Origin of the sequence: Clostridium sp. KNHs214, assembly GCF_000744935.1 — a bacterium.
In the GTDB taxonomy this organism is placed as follows: Bacteria; Bacillota; Clostridia; order Clostridiales; family Clostridiaceae; genus Haloimpatiens.
The window spans coordinates 1,298,856-1,315,802 of sequence record NZ_JQMW01000011.1; the positions used below are offsets into that span (position 1 = coordinate 1,298,856).

The following is a 16,947-nucleotide window of genomic DNA, read 5'->3' on the forward strand; positions in this document are numbered from 1 at the left end:
CACTAATCGAAAAAATTAATGTTGTATTATATGTTAAATATAGAGAATTGGTTTCCTAAACCGCGTGCCGGAGGTTCGATTCCTCTCGGGCACACCAGTTTACTGTAAATATAAGAGTAATGCTTGCAAGGATTAAAAGAGTTAGTAAGTTTTTTACTAGCTCTTTTTATTTTTTTGAATGCTTAATATGTTGATATTATAGTCCGTAATACTATAAGGAAATATAATTGAAATAATAAATGAAATATTTTACAAGTAAGTCTTTACAGAGTAAAAAAACGATGTTAAAATAATCTTAACGTTAAAATGTTTTTGACGTTAAGATTATTTTAATGATAAGTAGGGGGAATTTATCATGGAGATAAGTACTATAAAAGACAAAAAACTTATTAGTCAGCTATTTTTATGTAAAAACTACACGGTTCTATTAATAGCTAATTTTGTTTCGAGATTTGGAGATTCTGTAGATAGTATAGCTTACGGATGGATGGTTTACATGCTTACAGGGTCAAAGATTTTACTAGGAAGTATCTTTGCAGTAAATGCCATACCCAACATAGTTTTTGGGCCTTTTGCAGGTGTATTGGCAGACAGATTGGACAAAAGAAAATTAGTAATAATGAGCTATATAGGAAGAGGGTTAATTGTATCTGTAACGGCACTGTTATTTTTAATGGGAAAACTTCATGTATGGCATTTATTTTTATTTACCACATTAAATTCTACATTGGAAACTCTTATGTCTCCAGCCGTAATGTCTATAATGCCATTGATATTACAGAAGGACCAATTTCTTTCAGCAAATTCTTTTGCTACTTCTGCATATAAATTTGCAGAACTTATAGGTACTGCTTTAGCTGGAGCAATTATTGCCTTATTTGGCATATCAGGAGCAATTTTTATAGATGCAGGAACATTTTTCTTTGCAGGTTTTTTAATGATTTTTATGAATTTGCCTAAGGATGAAGTGAAAGCAGAGAAAATGAATATTAAAAATTATGTTGAAGACTTAAAAGTTGGCTTTATATATGTTAAAGAAAATAAACTGATAAGAAATGTATTAATTTTATTTGCCATAATTAATTTTGGTTTGTCACCTATTTCAGTATTGCTACCGGTGTTTACAAAAGACATACTAAAAGGTGGCGCGGAAACATTAAGTTATATTGGTGTGGCTATTTCCTTAGGAACCATATTAGGTGGATTAATTATAGGGAAGTTTGGTTCCAAGGTTAAAATGACTTTATTAATAATAATAGGATTTTTCGTAATGGGTATAACTTACGCATTGATGTACTTACCTGGTAATATAGTGGGAATTGGGCAGTCAGCTACCATATTAACTATATCATGCTTTTTCGTATTTGGATTTGTAATGCCGGTAGTATCAGCTCCTATTCAATCATACTTTATGATGAATACTGAAAAACAGATAATAGGCCGCGTAAGCTCTTTTATGGTAATGATAACTTATGCTACAATTCCTTTAGGTAATGCATTAACGGGAGTAGTAACTGAATATGTATCTATGTCGTTGTTATTTCTGATTATGGGGATCTTTATATGTTTAGTATCAATATCCTTAAAGGTTTTTAAAATTTTGGAAACTGACAAAGCTGTTTAATGATTGTACAATATAGATATAATTAATTAAATTAATGTATAATAGGGTAAGAGGTGATAGTAAATGTCTGATAAAAAGGTTCGTACCCTAACTACTATGGAAGAAATAAAGGCTATTTCAGATCCATATAGATATAGAATTTTAAAATGTTTTTCAGATATAAAAAATCCAGCTACAGTAAAGCAAATAGCAGATACATTAGGCGAAGTTCCAGCTAAGGTATATTATCATGTAAAAAAACTAGAGAAGGTGGGAATATTAAGACTTTCTCATACTGAGGAGATAAATGGAATTATAGCTAAGTATTATGAGTTGGTAGCTGATAGTTTTGATATAAAGAGTACTAAAGAGGTGGAGGAACCTATAAAGAAACTTATGTTATCTGAGAGCCAAAAAATAATAGCGGAAGTCTTTGATAATGCAAAGGCAGAATTTTTAAATCAAATAGATAAATACTCCAATGTAACTACTAAGGGTGAGGGAGACGTTAGGGCTGCTAGTATATATTGCAGTGATGATGAACTTTTAGAGTTCAATAATTATATAAATAAATTTATTGATAAACACCAAAAGGCGGGGGAAGATAAGGAAATTAAAAAATATAATGTATTTTTTAATTTATACAGAACAGTGGACTAAGTAAAGAAAAAATAATTAAAAAGGACTATGTAGTTGAAGTAAATTATATATTCAATTACATAGTCTTTTATTTTGCAATTAATCCTCTAAAAATGTATTTAAAAATACTTTTAGAGGGTTCTTTTTTATAACAAAATATCTTACTTAAATACATCTTACATGTCGACTTTTGATATAATATTACATATATGATAATATTTTGAAAAAATAGAATAATTTACAAAAAGGCGAAAAGATGCTATAATTATGTTAAAAGGTATGATAAAAGAATAGAAAATATGATAAGGATTTAAATTTGTTTTAGGGGGAGAGCCAATGTTAGAAGATGGCAGAAAGAATTTAACAAAACAAATAGAGGAGGTGAGAGGTTTATTAAATAATTTAGTATGTAAAAGAGATAAAATAGGACTTGATGAACAAATACTTAGGGTAAGTAGGCAGTTAGATGATTTAATTGCCACCTATATGGGTTAGTTAATTTAATATAAGTTTTTCTAAGAATGGCGTTACTATTAAGAAAATTTTTGTTGAGTTTGAGAGTAAATTAATAAATATTTTTATTAAAATTAGTAGCAAAATATGATAAGATTCAGAATAACTTAATAAGTTTATGACTATAAATTATAAAAAGTGTAATATTAAACTACTAAGGCACATTCAAATAAATAACAAGTCAGTATGCTAGTCTATTTTGCGTCATACTGCGTTAGCAGAACCTGGTGATAGTCCTACCAAAGGTGGAACCTGCTTCCTTGTCTTATACAAAATATACTAGCATCTTTGACTTGTTATTTCTTTTCATGTACCTAATATATATAAATAATAATTAATACATACTTTAAGGAGAAAAATTCTATGCAAAATTATTTTATGTATGAAGCATTGATGGAAGCAAAGAAAGCATTAGAACTAGATGAGGTTCCTGTTGGAGCCATAATAGTTAAAGATAAGAATATAATAGCCAGAGCACATAATTTGAGGGAAACATTAAATGACCCCACTGCCCATGCAGAGATTTTAGCCATAAGGAAGGCTAGTGAAATTTTAAAGTCTTGGAGATTAAATGGATGTGAAATGTATGTAACTCTAGAACCATGTCCTATGTGTGCAGGAGCCATAACTGCTAGTAGAATCAAAAGAATACATATAGGTACTTTTGATCCTACTTTAGGGGCTTGCGGTTCTGTTATAAATATAGTTCAAAATCCACACTTGCATACCATGATAGATGTAAGTTGGATATATAGTGAAGAATGTAGTGATTTACTTAAGGATTTTTTTAAGAAAAAGAGAAATTGTATATAATTCCACCGCATTGTACCTTTTTAAGGTTTAATCATATTAACCTCATATTTTATTTTGTAAATGCTAGCTTTAAAGTTAGCATTTATATTTTTGATAGAACAGGGAAGAATATTTACGAACAACAGAAATATTTAACAGTTGGTAACAGGTGTTACGGATTAAATCAGTGTTAAATAGTAAAATAAAGTTGAGTTAAATACTCGAAATTTTATTTGTGGGAGGTAAATATTATGAACAAACATTTTATAAAAAACATAGATTTTGCAAAACCGTTAGAAATGGAAGCACTTGTGGATTATCAAGAAGGAAGAGTTATAAGTAGAACTTTAGCACAGGGAAGACCTTTAAGTGTTACATTATTTGCTTTTGATAAAGGCGAGGAAATAAGTTCCCATTCAGCTGGTGGAGATGCTATGGTTTACATATTAGATGGTGAAGCTGAAATAACTATAGGAGAAGAAAAGTTCAATGTTAAAAAGGGAGAAACTATAGTCATGCCTGCTCAAGTACCACATGCATTGTTAGCCACAGAAAGATTTAAGATGCTTTTGACTGTGGTATTTAGCTTAGAGTAAATAATTAATATATTCCTAGTATATCTTTTTCACAAACACTGTATTTATGTCAAATCCATTTATTTTTCATTTATCGTAAAAGCTTCACTTAAAGAGTTATACCATCTCTTTTGAGTGTACTTAAATTTAATATTAACACTTTACTGCCAGATTACAAAAATTTGAAAGTAGGGTGTTTTTTATTTTATAAGACCATAGGAAATATGTATACATTTTGATAATTTAATATATTGATGGAAATTAAGGTAATAAAGAACCGTTAACCTTCCATTTGAAAATTGAGTTAAAAATTAAAGTGGCTAGATAAAGGCAACCGTTTGTGATAAAATTAAACTGAATATTAGAGTAATAATTTTGGAGAGTTGTCCGAGAGGTCGAAGGTGCATCACTTGAAATCCACTCGGTCACTTGCTTTAACTTCTACGCTGGCTTGGTGCATTAAAATAAAATATGGAGGCGTATCGAAGTGGCCATAACGAGCCTGACTCGAAATCAGGTTGTCGAGCAATCGGCACGTGAGTTCGAATCTCACCGCCTCTGCCATGAGCCTGTTTGCGGTTAATGTCTGCAACAGGTTTTTCCTTTTTTTCAGCCTTCTACGCTCTCTTTGGAGGGCGTTAATGTCGCTGCAACAATACACAGCGGTGTGAACTGTATAGACTAACACATAAGAAAACCCTCCAAACTTCACGGGTTTGGAGGGTTTCTTCAAATAGTTTAGGCATAGGGAAAGAACCGCTAAAGTGTCGTTTTTTCTTTGGCAGGTGAGTTTTACCGCAATCACTGATTGACATCGAAAACACTAATCATTTAGGGTTTTATTTTTTTCATAATTTTGCTTTCCGATCAAAGCGGCACCTATAGCTCCATTAAATTGAGGATAATTTGCTTCATGGATATCACACAATAATTCATCCTCCAAAGCTAAACGCAGGGCTTCATTTTTAGCACCGCCCCCGGTCATCAAAATATCTCCGTTGGATTTATATTTTCTGGCAAGTTTAGCTATACGGTTTGCCATGGAGCGATGCATTCCTGCCAAAATGTCGTTACGACTTTTTTTCTGTGCTAAAAGAGAAATGACTTCTGTTTGTGCAAAAACTGCACAGGTACTATTGATTTGACAGGGGTTTTCACTTTTTTTAGCTAGAGAAGCAATTTGATCAATTGAGGTTTCCAACAAATCAGCAACCACTTCTAAAAATTTTCCGGTACCGGCAGCACATTTATCATTCATTGTAAAATTGATAATTTGTCCGTCAGCATTAAGGCTTATAATTTTGCTGTCCTGCCCCCCAATATCGATTAAAAGACGAGGACATATTCCAGAAGGGGATGTTAGTTTCACCCCCTTGGCATGGGCGGTTATTTCAGAAATTGTACTATCGGCGACTTCAATATTTCGTCGGCTGTAGCCAGTAGCAGTAATTGCTTTAATTTGATTTTGATTAATACCGGCTTCTGTATAGATGTTATTCATGAGTGTTTCAGCGGTTTTTTCACAGTCTATCCCAGTGGGCAGTACGGCTGTGGAGATTATTTCTTCGTCCTTTATCAGTGCCGCCTTTAAGTAAGTTGATCCTGCATCCATTCCCAAAAAATAGTAATTCATTCTATTACCTCCTTTGTTCAAGCATTTCTATAAATGCTTCCAATCTTATTTTGACCTGCTCCAAATCCTCTATAGAAAAATCTGTTTCTATCCTTAAAACTGGTATATTATACTTTTGTGCTAGTTTTTCAACTTTTGACAATTCAAAATCATAAGGTGTGCACCCGCGAAGAACATGGTAGATAATTCCCTCTGCCTTAGTTTGTTTCACTCGTTCCCCTAATTTCAACATAGCATCGTCCATTTGCTCAAAGACAGGACAAGTGCATGCTGAAATATACCGTGCTGCTAACGCTCTTAAAATACCATCTGTGCTGTAATTATCCGGCACAACTGGATCATAAAGCATTCTTCCCGACATACAGGTTTCATCACCTACAATATGAGCTCCAAGTTTTTCAAGCAAAAACGGTATTTTAAAGTTAGGAAACATAATCGGTGAGCCGGCTAAAAAAACTCTGACCTTTTTACGCTTTGCTATGGGTATTGATTCTTTTTTACGAATCAGTATCTGGTTCAGTTTTTTGAGTTGCATCGTCCATTCTTCAATGTTGGCATAATTGTAACTGTTAACAATCGCAAAAAATTGACTACCTTTTAGCAGAGGATGATCAGCGGCAAGCAATTGAGTCAGTAGATAAACCTCATCTTGTGCTTCCCGAATCATTTTATAAGCTTTTATTAACTTTTTATTGGACAGTTTTCTGCCTGTAAGACTGGACAAGGATTTGGTGAGAGCAATTAGATTTTTATAATCATCATCAAACCCTTTCACAGATTTATTTGTAGAAATCGGCAGAGGAATAACTGGCAATTTTTTTGCCAAAATATCAGCACTCTTTTTTTTCCCGTCACAGGTGAATGGCAAAATCACAGCTTTACATTGCTTGTAGATAGGCAGAATATTCATAAATTGAAATCCTACTGATGCCTTTATAACTGGACAGGCATCTCTTGGTACCAATTCATCTCCAAGCATTGCTGCTACATTGTGTCCGGAGCATAATCGCATGGGTGTATAGCCAAAGGCATATATCAATTCATCCGGCACCATTACGCAATAGCTTCCTATATAGGTGTTTGGATTTTCAGAGAAGTCTGTAAAAGTGTTTTTAAGTATATTTGTAAAATAAGTCATCTCCTGCAAGTCGTTCGCATTATCCAGTTGATTCAATGTACCACTGGAAATACGCACTACGTTTCGCTTAAATCTTTCTAATGCTTTTTCATTCATATTGGCACCTCCTATTTAATCTTTCTCTTTGATGATAAGAGCTTTTTACCGGCTACGGTATAGGAAAGCACATCCGGTTCAGGACAGGCTTCAATACATTTCATGCAGTAGATACAATCGGCATGAACAAAATTTGTTTTGCTTCTGTCATCAAAAATTTCCTTAATATCCATAGGACAATTCTCGTAACAAGCTCGACAATGGGTGCATGCTGATCCTTTCTTTTTAATTTTACCCATGCTGATTTTATTTGCGAACCCTCTTAAGGTACCCAGCGGGCAGATTTTACAAAAAAAGCGTTCATTGAAAAAGCAAAATCCTGTGATAATTCCCATAAGAACAATATCCCATATTTTGAGGTTTGGGCTGGCTATCGCAAGGTCAGGTCGAAGATAAATAATAGGCCTGACTCCCAATACAACGGCATTGGCAATAAATCCTGCCAGTACTAGGTATTTTATCGGTTTTAAAATACCTTTTGTTTTTGGAGAAAGGTGTATGGACGGCAAACGAAATCTCTTTCTGATACGGGATAAAAGTTCTTGATAAAAACCTAACGGGCAGATATAGCCGCACCATAAACGCCCGAACAGCAAGGTGAAAGCAAGGCTTACCAAGAGAAGAACTATGCTAAATCCCTTAATCCAAAATATGAAAAAGAGGGCGGCAATCAGCAAGCATAGGAAGCGAGATAAGGTAATTTTGTTATTTTTCATTTTTTTACCTCCTGTCCTAATATAGGCAGTTCTCGGATTACTTTTCTTTTTCTTTGGTATGAAATATAGACAGTAAAAGCGGTCAGCGCGGCAATTGCTATAACGCTTAGCATTGAAAAAAGCGAATACCCTGTCTTTGCTCGCAGGGACATAACATTTTTGTTTCTAAACCCCTGCTTTAATTTAAAAACAATCAAAGACAATAGGGCAATTACTACAGCAGCAGTCCGCAAGCGCTTTATTGCATTGGGCGGTAGATGCTTCTTTGCGTAAATATTTAAGCGTAAATTAGCTTGTTTTAATTGATGATACATATAAACACTCCCTTTCTATTTCGTGCTACTTTGCAGATGGCTGCCTAAGCAGTTCCGCAAAAGCCTCAAGTCTTATTCTTATTTGTTCGGTGTCGGTATCCGTGTAATCTGTTTCTATTAAAACAAAGGGAATACCATTATCAATACATATTTTTTCTACTTGTTCCGCTTCATAAGCATAGAATAACTGCCCTTTTAATAAATGATAAATAACCCCGTTACTATGTTTTATTTCTGCTGCGCTAACAGAAAAGGTATGGCTAATATCCTGTTTAACCGCTTGATAATGGATTTCATGTAATTGGTTGTACAATAAATTTACAGGCAAACCTTTTGAATTTAATAAAGTATCATAATTACAGGGCTTTGGAATAGCACAATGGTTTTGATATTTTTTAAGGCTCAAACTTTGAAGAATAGAAAGCAGCTTCGTATTTGGAAACAAAATTGGTGAGCCAGTAAGAAGCAACAATGAGCTTTTAAGATTTTTAGGATACCTTTCTGCCAGATGCTCAACCTCTATACTCCATTTCTCCAAATCAGACACCATATAATAAGTCTGACGAATGAAGGATGTAATAAATGTAGGGCAGCTTGATTCCTCCAGTTTTACTAACGCATGGTATGCATAGGTTATTGCTTCGGCATATTGCAGCAATTCTTTTGCAGGAACAGCTTTTTGAACAGCCTGTTGCAATGTGTACCATACTTCGTTCTGTTCATCAATAAATTGATCAGAAATTTCTTTTGAAAGAAATATGTTTTGCTCTGTAGAAAGGACGTTAAACTTGGCCTCCGACAGAAACGGCAAAGCTTTACGGGCGGTAATATTGTGCACAGGCATCACCACCGTTAACTGCTGTTCCTGAGGGTTATATTCCGAAACTAGTAAGCTAAATGCTGATTTAATAATAGGATCGGAAATTTGAGGAAATACTTCCTGCACAGCAGAATTACCCTGATATACCCCCCCAAAAATGTAATGTGTGTTTATGTTTAAGGCACGTATATAAATATCTGGTATACCCGTATCTATAACAACAATATTAGGAATATCTGAATTGATTTTTTTATTCCAATACTCTTTCCATACATTCAAAAAATAAGACATAGACATATCAGAAAATTCTTTACTTAGTATAGAATTTACTGATTCAATTTGCTTATGTTGTATGTCGTTCATTCTAATAATCCCCCTTCTTATATCTCGTGTATTTGCTTTATCTTATTTTTTATATTATAATAAAGCTCAGAAAAAAAGAGTAACCACGGTTACTTTTTGGAGGGAAAAATGATAAAATTTGAGCATATCATAAAATTGTTGATTACTACGCAGCTTTTTAATGGATTAACTTACGAGGAATTAAGTGAAATATTCAAAAAATATCCTGCTAATGTAACTGCATATTCTTCTAATGCCGTCGTTTACTTTCAGGGAGAATGCTGTACAGGTGTTGACATTGTCTTAAATGGACAGATTCAAATTCAAAAAATTGACACAAATGGGGATATGTCTGTTATATGCAATTTTACAGTTGGGGATTCTGTCGGAGAAAATTTATTATTTTCACGTAATAATACTTATCCATTGACGATTATCACGAAATACGATACTGAAATTCTACATTTAAGCAAGCAGCTGATTCTATATTTATGCCATAATGATAGGTTTTTGCAAAATTTCCTTGAATCACTTTCCGATAAAACATTAATTCTTAGTGGTAAGATCAAGACGCTGTCAACAAAGTCCATTAGGAGATGCATTATTGAATTTTTGCTATATGAGTATAGAATTCAAAAAAGTACAACTATTTTTTTGAACCTATCTAAAAAAGAGTTGTCTGAAAAATTTGGAATCCAGCGTCCATCACTGTCACGTGAGCTAAATAAAATGCGGTCAAAAGGGTTAATTGAATATAACGCAAAAAGCATTACAATAACAGATGTTGAGGAATTAAAGCGTATTTATTCAGAGTCATAGACTTACGCGGAACAGGTCGGGGTAACTCCAAGATACATATTAAATTTTGTTTTGGATTTATAAATAAATGTATTTCCTGTTTGGCTTTATTTGATAATATTAGAGTATTAACTGCTTTCTTTCATTGAAGAATTTGGAGTAAGCTAAATAACATGCTACAAAAGAAGAAATAGCTGTGGTGGAAAGCATCATAAATGTAACCATAAGCTGAAATTTAATAGCCTCAATAGGAGGAGTGCCGGCTAATATAAGTCCTGTCATCATGCCTGGCAAAGCTACTATACCTAAGGTTTTAGTTGAATCTATTGTTGGTATCATTCCTGTTTTAATAGAAGATCTAATTATATCCTTTGAAGAGGTTAATATGTCAGCGCCCAATGCTAATTTTGTTTCTACTTCCTCTCTTCTGTTTTTAAATCCGGAGGTTAGCTCTTTAAAACATAATCCCAAGCATATCATGGCATTACTTATTATCATTCCACCTACAGGTATGATTTGATAAGGTTGATATTTAATAGCTCCGGCCATTAAAAGTACTGCAAGGGTAAATAAAGAGCCTACAGATATAGATATAAATGATATAGACATTGCACTTTTTATTCCTTTACCTCTTTTAGCTGCATTGTAGGAGGCGTTAAATACCATGAATAAGAGAAGTAAAGTAGTGAAAATAGGATTTTTAAGACCAAATATAATTTTAAGCAAATAACCTACTATTGTCAGCTGTATAATGGCTCTAATTACGCCTATAATTGTTTCCTTTTCTAGATTAAGTTTTTGAGAATAAGATAAAAAAAGCGATACTAATATTAATGAAGATGCTATAAGTAACGAGGAGATATTTAAGTTTGCTATAGAATTCATTTTATCACCTCCAAGGATTTAATTTGCCCACCTTCTATAGTCAATACTTTGTTGGCAAATTTTCTACTTTGTTCTAAGTTGTGAGTTACCCAAAGTATGGTGGTGCCCCCTTCATTTATTTTCTTTATTGCCTTTTCTACAATAAGAGTATTATCTGCATCTAGTGCTGAGGTAACTTCATCTAAAAGAAGTACATCAGGAGTAAATAGCAGGGTTCTTATTAAAGATATACGTTGTTTTTCTCCTCCAGAAAGTTTCTCTACTTGTCTGTTAAAAATATTTTTATCTAAGTTAAATAGTAGCAATAAATATTCAATTCTTTCGAAGTCGACATCTAAATCCCTTATGTTATATGGAAATGCTAAGTTTTCTTTCACATCTTTCCCAAAAAGATAAGGTGTTTGAAAGCAGTAGCATATATTTTGTCGTAATTTCATGGGATTGTACTCTAATAAGTCTTTTCCTTTGTATAGAATAGTGCCACTAGAGGGACTTATCAGATGGCTACTAAGTTTTAATAATGTACTTTTGCCACCGCCAGAAGGCCCAACTATTGATATAAAATCATCTTTTCCCACATTAAAAGATATATTTTTTAATATTAATTTTTCATCAGAATTATAATAGACATTTTTAAATTGTAAAAGGTTCATTTTTATCTCCTCAGCATACATTTTTAAATTTATTATTAAAGCATAGATATATTAATAATCATACAGAAAATCGTTATTTTAATTATAGTATTATATAAACGTTGTTACAAACTATTTGGCGTTAAAATAATGTTAAATAAAATATTGAGATTTTTAAAAATGCGTAAAAGGTTTTATTAATAAATACTGAGTTGTGAATTATGATTTACATATGAATAAAATTATCATATATGAGAAAAATAACATTGGTATTATTTTATAGAAAAATGCTCCAAAAACTCCATTGTTCATCTCGGATGATGAAAGGGCATTAATTTAAGGATAAAAATACACTGTTTAAGAAAAAAATTTAAAGGAGTGGACAATATGAAAGATACACATACACCTACTATGGAAAGAGCAAGGCAAATGCTTATAGACGGAGAGGATGTGGATGAAATAATGAAAGAAACGAGGCTTAGATTAAAAGATATAAGGAAATTAGAGAGAGAAATATCTAAGAATTTTTAAAATAAAACCGCCAAGGGATGTAATTTTCATGGCGGTTTTATTGTCACAGAGTATGGGAAAGATGGATATATTATAGTGTTAATAAGTAAACAAATGTTATATAATAGTATAAAAGCGTAAGGTACATGAAAATAAATAACAAGTCAAAGATGCAGGTATATTTTGTGTCAGACAAGGAAGCAGGTTCCGCCGCTAGTAGGACTATCCGTGGGTTCTGCTGACGCAGTATGACGCAAAATAGACTAGCATACTGACTTATTATTTATTTGAATGTGCATAAGGTTAGATTCTTTAGAAATACCATTGGAGGGAGGTAGCGAGATTAAAAAATTTCGCAAATGATTATGAGATATGAAATAAAAGGTAGTAATTTGCCAGTAGTTATATGTGAACTTAATCCCGGTGAAAAAGTAGTTTCGGAGTCTGGGGCCATGGGGTGGATGAGTGACAATATAGATATGGATACAAATATGAAGGGTGGACTTTTTGGAGGAATAGGGAGAGCTTTTTCTGGCGAGTCTATATTCTTAAATACATTTACATGTACTAGCGGTCTTGGTAAAATAGCGTTTCCATCTTCATTTCCCGGAAAAATAGTAGCAAAGCACTTACAAGCAGGAGAAAGTTTAATATGTCAAAAATCTGCATTTTTAGCAGGGGAGAGCACAGTAACACTAGCTACTCATTTTAGAAAAAAATTATCTTCAGGTTTGTTTGGAGGAGAAGGTTTTATACTTCAGAAAGTAACAGGACCTGGAATAGTATTTTTAGAATTTGATGGACATGTAGAGGAGTATTCTCTAGTACAAGGGGAAACATTGAAAGTAGATACAGGTAATATTGCTATGTTTGAACCTTCTGTACATTTTGACGTAACTATGGTAAAGGGATTCAAAAACATGTTTTTTGGAGGAGAAGGATTATTCCTTTCTACTTTAACAGGACCAGGAAAGGTATATCTTCAAACTATGCCTATAAATAATTTGGCAGGTCAATTATCTTCATATTTTGCTACAGGACATAGAGAATAAAAAAATAATGATCAATGTTCAATGATTAATTATCAATAAAGTTTGAAATCCTAATAGAATTTTCTTAATTGATTACTGATCATTTATACATTGATCATTGTTTAAACTCTCCCACATTATTTCCAAACAACCACAACTTATTAAAAAGCTGGTGACTGGAAATTATGGCTTAGGGGTTAATCGAATACTAGTGACTAATCCAGTATTGGGAATTAGGGATTGGTGAATAGGAATTAAATTATTCTTCCGTCAGTTCCTATAATAACTTCTCTATATGGAACTATAACTTTAGACTCTAGCATTGCAGATTTAACGGAACTTACAATGCCGCTGCAGCAAGGTACTTCCATTCTAACAACAGTAATACTTTTTATATTGTTGTTTGATAATATCTCTGATAATTTTTCTTTATAGTATTGATTGTCGTCTAGCTTTGGACATCCTATTACAGTTATATGGTCTTTTATGAAATCTCTGTGGAAGTTTCCATAAGCATAAGCAGTACAATCAGCAGCTATTAAAAGATTTGCACCTTCTAAATAAGGAGCCTTAGTATTTATTAATCTTAATTGAACTGGCCATTGAGTTAATTGAGATACTGGTGTTTCTTCAGCAGAGGTATTTTTAATTATGGAATTTAACTTTACAGAGTTAGTAGCTGATCTTTTTATACTTTTAGCTGCGGTACCTGGACATCCACAAGGTAATGGTTCCTTATGAGATTCTTTTTGTCTGGCTTTTACGGCTTTTTCATCATAAGCTTCGGATTCTCTTTCTACTATTTCTATAGCCCCAGTTGGGCAATGTGGAAGGCAATCGCCAAGGCCATCACAATATATATCACTTACAAGCTTTGCTTTACCATTTACTAATTCTATAGCTTTTTCATGGCATGCAGTTACGCATAAACCACAACCATTACATTTTTTTTCATCTATATTAACAATTTTTCTCTTCAATACTGTTTCCTCCTTATAATAACTCTTTTGTTTCTCTAATGTTAGTATATTAAAATTTAATAATAAAATCTGTAACATCCGTTACTAATTGAACTTTCATAGTTATAAGCAAAAGGTATGAGTGATGATCAATGTACAAATGATCAATGCACAATTAAGAAAAAAACTCCCTTGGGAGCTAGTTAGAGTTGAGAATTGAGAGGCGTAAGTGATTGAAAAAATTTCATGGAAATTTTAACCTTCATTGATAATTGAACATTAAAATTTTATGGGCAGAAGTTAAGGTACTAAATAAAAGAGGTGAAACATTTGGATAAACATTTGGGTACATTAAAGTCATGTTACTTATTTAGGGACATAAATGAAGATAAAATAAGCAAAGTACTTCATGATGTAGAATGTAAAGTTAATGGTTACTCTAAAGGAGAAGTAATAGCTACAGAAGGGGAACTGTGCTCTAAGATAGGTATAGTTATAGAAGGTGCTGTAGAGGCACAAAAGATATATGCCTCTGGAAAAATAGTAACAATAGATAGACTTAACATAGGAAATACTTTTGGGGAGGCTATTATTTTTTCAAATACCAATAAGTATCCTGCAACTATAATGTCATCAAATAGTTCGAAGGTATTATTTATAAGTAAAGAAGATATAATAAGATTATGCTCTATGGAAGAAAAAATATTAAATAATTTTATGAGCATTTTATCTAATAAAATATTAATGTTGAATAGAAAGATTAAAAATATGTCTTATAAGACTTTAAGACAAAAAATAGCTGGGGTTATATTTGATGAGTATAAAAAGCAAGGAAGTAATATTATTAATTTGCCTTATTCTAGAAAAGAAACTGCGGAGCATTTGGGAATTCCAAGACCATCCCTTTCTAGAGAGCTTATAAAAATGAAAGAAGAAGGAATACTAGATTTCTATAAAAACTCTATAAAAATACTTAATATAGCCTTATTAGAAGATATATTCTTAGAATAACTTTTATGCCTTAGATAATACTGTATTGTTCACATCTTTTAATAAAGTAAGATATATTATAAATGTATTCATGTATAATAAGTTTCAAACTTTTTATGCATTAAAAGAACCACATATCAAGGTTAAAAATGCTTATGTAAAAATATACCATAATATATACACTTGAAAAGGCATATGAATTATAGTATAATCATTAATGTTACAATTGAATATAAATAAATTTATATAGTGGCTTGTAGAATTGAAAAATAAAAACTGTGGATAATTTTTAAGATTTGGCTTAAAAGCGTGCAAAAAAAGACACGACAAAAAGCCTTTTGTTAAAAAGGTATGCGTAGCATGTGGAAAGATATTTATTTGTGGATATGTTAATTATGAAGCTATTTTAAGAAGTTTATTTATACTTCTAATGTATTCTGGTTTATTTATAGCGTAAGCTAGTATAACATTTATGAGTTTAGAAATAGCCGTTAGGCACAGGTCAGCACGCATAGTTGCGGTGTTTAAAGTTCTTGGTGATTCAATGCATGGGTTAGATTTTAACGATGAAAGAGTTCGTTCAATACATGCACGATTAGGATATTCATCGTCCCATTCATTAGAATTTCTTTGAACACCAGGATAAAGTCTAAAGTCTTTATTGGGATAAACATAAGTCATACGACCACTTTTTTTATCAGTACATGGATTTTCACAAGTATGATAGCACTTACCTTTTTTATCCCTATGGGCTTTGGGACAAGTAAATTTGAATCTTAAGCTTCTATTTTTGCCTTTACAAGGACCTTCAGCTTTAAAAGGGGTTTTGTCTAAAGGACATAGAGGAACACCTTCTATATCATATTCAAGATCACCTATTTTACTGTTACTTTGATTACGAGGGTTAAGAGGTATAAATACTTTTTCAAAGCCACATTGTTGAAGAAAACCAAAGTTATCATAACTATCAAATTCTGAGTCACCTAAGAAATATTTAAATTTAAAGTTAGAGGTGTTACTTAATGTTTCTAAGAATGGCTTAATTACTGGTTTTAAAGAAGCATTATCATAGCAATATTTTTGCTCTTTAGGAGTTTCAAATTCTTTATCAATAGGGTTATAAAAATCTTCATCAAAAAATTTGATATTCAACGGAATGCCCCAACCATTAGTAATTAGACCAAATTTGTAAAAATAGCCGAAATGTCCATTTACGAAGTCTAGCTTAATACTATGGTTTGCAAAAGCAAATTTAGGCATGTTCTTATATGCGACAGCATAAGGATTGAGCTGTTTGTTATTGGTAGCTTTAGCATAGGATTTTACCCTATTTACTTCAGAAACAAGAGTTTTGGGATTATTTTCTTTTACTCTTGGTTTTAAACCTGAAGTATCATATATAAGTTGATAATTACGGTTTTTATGAGGTGAATCATCAGGAAGAGATTCATTGATATTGTTACAAATATCAATGACTTGAGGAACCATTGAATTAAATAAGTCGGCAAGATCACCTTCAAAATCCGTTTTAAATCTACTGAAAAAAGATTCATCAGGAATATCATCATAGAAGCAACAAAATTCTCTTATTTCAGTAGAAAATATAAGAAAAAGATTTAACAGAACAGTAGTAGGAATATGAAATATCTGCATTAGAATTAAAGCAGATAACACTGATGAAAGATTATATTTCCTATCTCTGCCTAAATCGGCATAGTATTTTTGAGTAAAAGATTCTGGAATAAAAGATTGGATATCAAAATTATCAGCAAGTAATTTGATGAAGCCTACAGGTTGCTTTTTTCTAAGGTCTTTAAGTTCGGTTAACTGCTCAAAAATATTAAGTTGCTTAAGTTTATTAATACAAAACATGTAATTCTCCTCCTCTGTGGATAATATTTTGTGTGGTTACATTTATTTTCTCACAGTGGAGGAAAATATAAAAGCCTATCGGCTAAAAA

18 protein-coding genes and 1 tRNA gene are annotated in these 16,947 nt (G+C 32.3%); 10 read left to right on the top strand and 9 right to left on the bottom strand.

The window, feature by feature from the left end:
* Positions 1 to 355 precede the first annotated feature (355 nt).
* The 6 genes from CC89_RS14645 (at position 356) to CC89_RS14665 (ending at position 4,686) form a co-directional block, all read left to right on the top strand.
* Positions 356 to 1,624 carry an MFS transporter gene (locus CC89_RS14645; protein WP_035293334.1) on the top strand — a complete coding sequence of 423 codons (1,269 nt, stop codon included), beginning with the start codon at positions 356 to 358 and terminating at the stop codon, positions 1,622 to 1,624.
* 63 nt (positions 1,625 to 1,687) lie between these two features.
* On the top strand, positions 1,688 to 2,263 hold the full coding sequence (locus CC89_RS14650) for an ArsR/SmtB family transcription factor (protein WP_051931814.1): 576 nt from the start codon (positions 1,688 to 1,690) through the stop codon (positions 2,261 to 2,263).
* Positions 2,264 to 2,578: 315 nt separating this feature from the next.
* Positions 2,579 to 2,737 carry a Spo0E family sporulation regulatory protein-aspartic acid phosphatase gene (locus CC89_RS20050; protein WP_081897064.1) on the top strand — a complete coding sequence of 53 codons (159 nt, stop codon included), beginning with the start codon at positions 2,579 to 2,581 and terminating at the stop codon, positions 2,735 to 2,737.
* Positions 2,738 to 3,118: 381 nt separating this feature from the next.
* A complete protein-coding gene (locus CC89_RS14655; RefSeq protein WP_035293336.1) occupies positions 3,119 to 3,568 on the top strand; it encodes a nucleoside deaminase in 450 nt (149 codons plus the stop codon).
* A gap of 230 nt (positions 3,569 to 3,798) precedes the next feature.
* The gene (locus CC89_RS14660; protein WP_035293337.1) at positions 3,799 to 4,143 is read left to right on the top strand and encodes a cupin domain-containing protein; all 345 of its coding nucleotides are present in this window, start codon (positions 3,799 to 3,801) and stop codon (positions 4,141 to 4,143) included.
* 452 nt (positions 4,144 to 4,595) lie between these two features.
* Positions 4,596 to 4,686: transfer RNA gene (locus CC89_RS14665), tRNA-Ser, on the top strand.
* Between the two features lie 259 nt (positions 4,687 to 4,945).
* Here CC89_RS14665 and CC89_RS14670 read toward each other — a convergent pair.
* Genes CC89_RS14670 through CC89_RS14690 form a run of 5 tightly spaced genes read right to left on the bottom strand, consistent with a single transcriptional unit; the run spans position 4,946 to position 9,202 of the window.
* Positions 4,946 to 5,755, bottom strand: coding sequence for an acyl-CoA dehydratase activase (locus tag CC89_RS14670; protein ID WP_035293338.1), 810 nt, complete (start codon positions 5,753 to 5,755; stop codon positions 4,946 to 4,948).
* A gap of 4 nt (positions 5,756 to 5,759) precedes the next feature.
* Positions 5,760 to 6,989, bottom strand: a complete 1,230-nt coding sequence (locus tag CC89_RS14675; RefSeq protein WP_035293339.1) for a 2-hydroxyacyl-CoA dehydratase subunit D — start codon at positions 6,987 to 6,989, stop codon at positions 5,760 to 5,762.
* An 11-nt stretch (positions 6,990 to 7,000) separates the two neighbouring features.
* The gene (locus tag CC89_RS14680) at positions 7,001 to 7,705 is read right to left on the bottom strand and encodes a 4Fe-4S binding protein (RefSeq protein WP_035293340.1); all 705 of its coding nucleotides are present in this window, start codon (positions 7,703 to 7,705) and stop codon (positions 7,001 to 7,003) included.
* Complete coding sequence (locus CC89_RS14685; RefSeq protein ID WP_035293341.1) at positions 7,702 to 8,019, bottom strand: hypothetical protein; 318 nt, start codon at positions 8,017 to 8,019, stop codon at positions 7,702 to 7,704. The genes CC89_RS14680 and CC89_RS14685 overlap by 4 nt, the downstream gene beginning before the upstream one ends.
* 25 nt (positions 8,020 to 8,044) lie before the next feature.
* Positions 8,045 to 9,202, bottom strand: coding sequence for a 2-hydroxyacyl-CoA dehydratase (locus CC89_RS14690; RefSeq protein WP_035293342.1), 1,158 nt, complete (start codon positions 9,200 to 9,202; stop codon positions 8,045 to 8,047).
* Positions 9,203 to 9,310: 108 nt separating this feature from the next.
* On the opposite strand from CC89_RS14690, the gene CC89_RS14695 reads away from it, so the two are divergent.
* Complete coding sequence (locus CC89_RS14695; RefSeq protein WP_035293343.1) at positions 9,311 to 10,000, top strand: Crp/Fnr family transcriptional regulator; 690 nt, start codon at positions 9,311 to 9,313, stop codon at positions 9,998 to 10,000.
* 99 nt (positions 10,001 to 10,099) lie between these two features.
* Here the strand turns inward: CC89_RS14695 and CC89_RS14700 are convergent, their stop codons facing one another.
* Together CC89_RS14700 and CC89_RS14705 are read right to left on the bottom strand one after the other, a co-directional pair.
* Positions 10,100 to 10,864, bottom strand: a complete 765-nt coding sequence (locus CC89_RS14700; RefSeq protein WP_035293344.1) for an ABC transporter permease — start codon at positions 10,862 to 10,864, stop codon at positions 10,100 to 10,102.
* Positions 10,861 to 11,517 (bottom strand): ABC transporter ATP-binding protein, encoded by a 657-nt coding sequence (locus CC89_RS14705; protein WP_035293345.1) that lies wholly within the window; start codon positions 11,515 to 11,517, stop codon positions 10,861 to 10,863. The genes CC89_RS14700 and CC89_RS14705 overlap by 4 nt, the downstream gene beginning before the upstream one ends.
* Before the next feature lie 366 nt (positions 11,518 to 11,883).
* On the opposite strand from CC89_RS14705, the gene CC89_RS20630 reads away from it, so the two are divergent.
* Positions 11,884 to 12,027 (top strand): hypothetical protein, encoded by a 144-nt coding sequence (locus CC89_RS20630; protein WP_180964001.1) that lies wholly within the window; start codon positions 11,884 to 11,886, stop codon positions 12,025 to 12,027.
* A gap of 344 nt (positions 12,028 to 12,371) precedes the next feature.
* Entirely contained in the window at positions 12,372 to 13,058 is a 687-nt protein-coding gene (locus tag CC89_RS14710) for a TIGR00266 family protein (RefSeq protein ID WP_035293346.1), read from the top strand.
* 233 nt (positions 13,059 to 13,291) lie between these two features.
* On the opposite strand, the gene CC89_RS14715 is transcribed toward CC89_RS14710, so the two are convergent.
* On the bottom strand, positions 13,292 to 14,017 hold the full coding sequence (locus CC89_RS14715) for an ATP-binding protein (protein WP_035293347.1): 726 nt from the start codon (positions 14,015 to 14,017) through the stop codon (positions 13,292 to 13,294).
* Between the two features lie 309 nt (positions 14,018 to 14,326).
* Here CC89_RS14715 and CC89_RS14720 point away from each other — a divergent pair, with 309 nt between their 5' ends.
* The gene (locus CC89_RS14720) at positions 14,327 to 15,007 is read left to right on the top strand and encodes a Crp/Fnr family transcriptional regulator (RefSeq protein ID WP_035293348.1); all 681 of its coding nucleotides are present in this window, start codon (positions 14,327 to 14,329) and stop codon (positions 15,005 to 15,007) included.
* 372 nt (positions 15,008 to 15,379) lie between these two features.
* Here the strand turns inward: CC89_RS14720 and CC89_RS14725 are convergent, their stop codons facing one another.
* Positions 15,380 to 16,858 (bottom strand): transposase, encoded by a 1,479-nt coding sequence (locus tag CC89_RS14725; protein ID WP_035289274.1) that lies wholly within the window; start codon positions 16,856 to 16,858, stop codon positions 15,380 to 15,382.
* Positions 16,859 to 16,947: the final 89 nt, after the last annotated feature.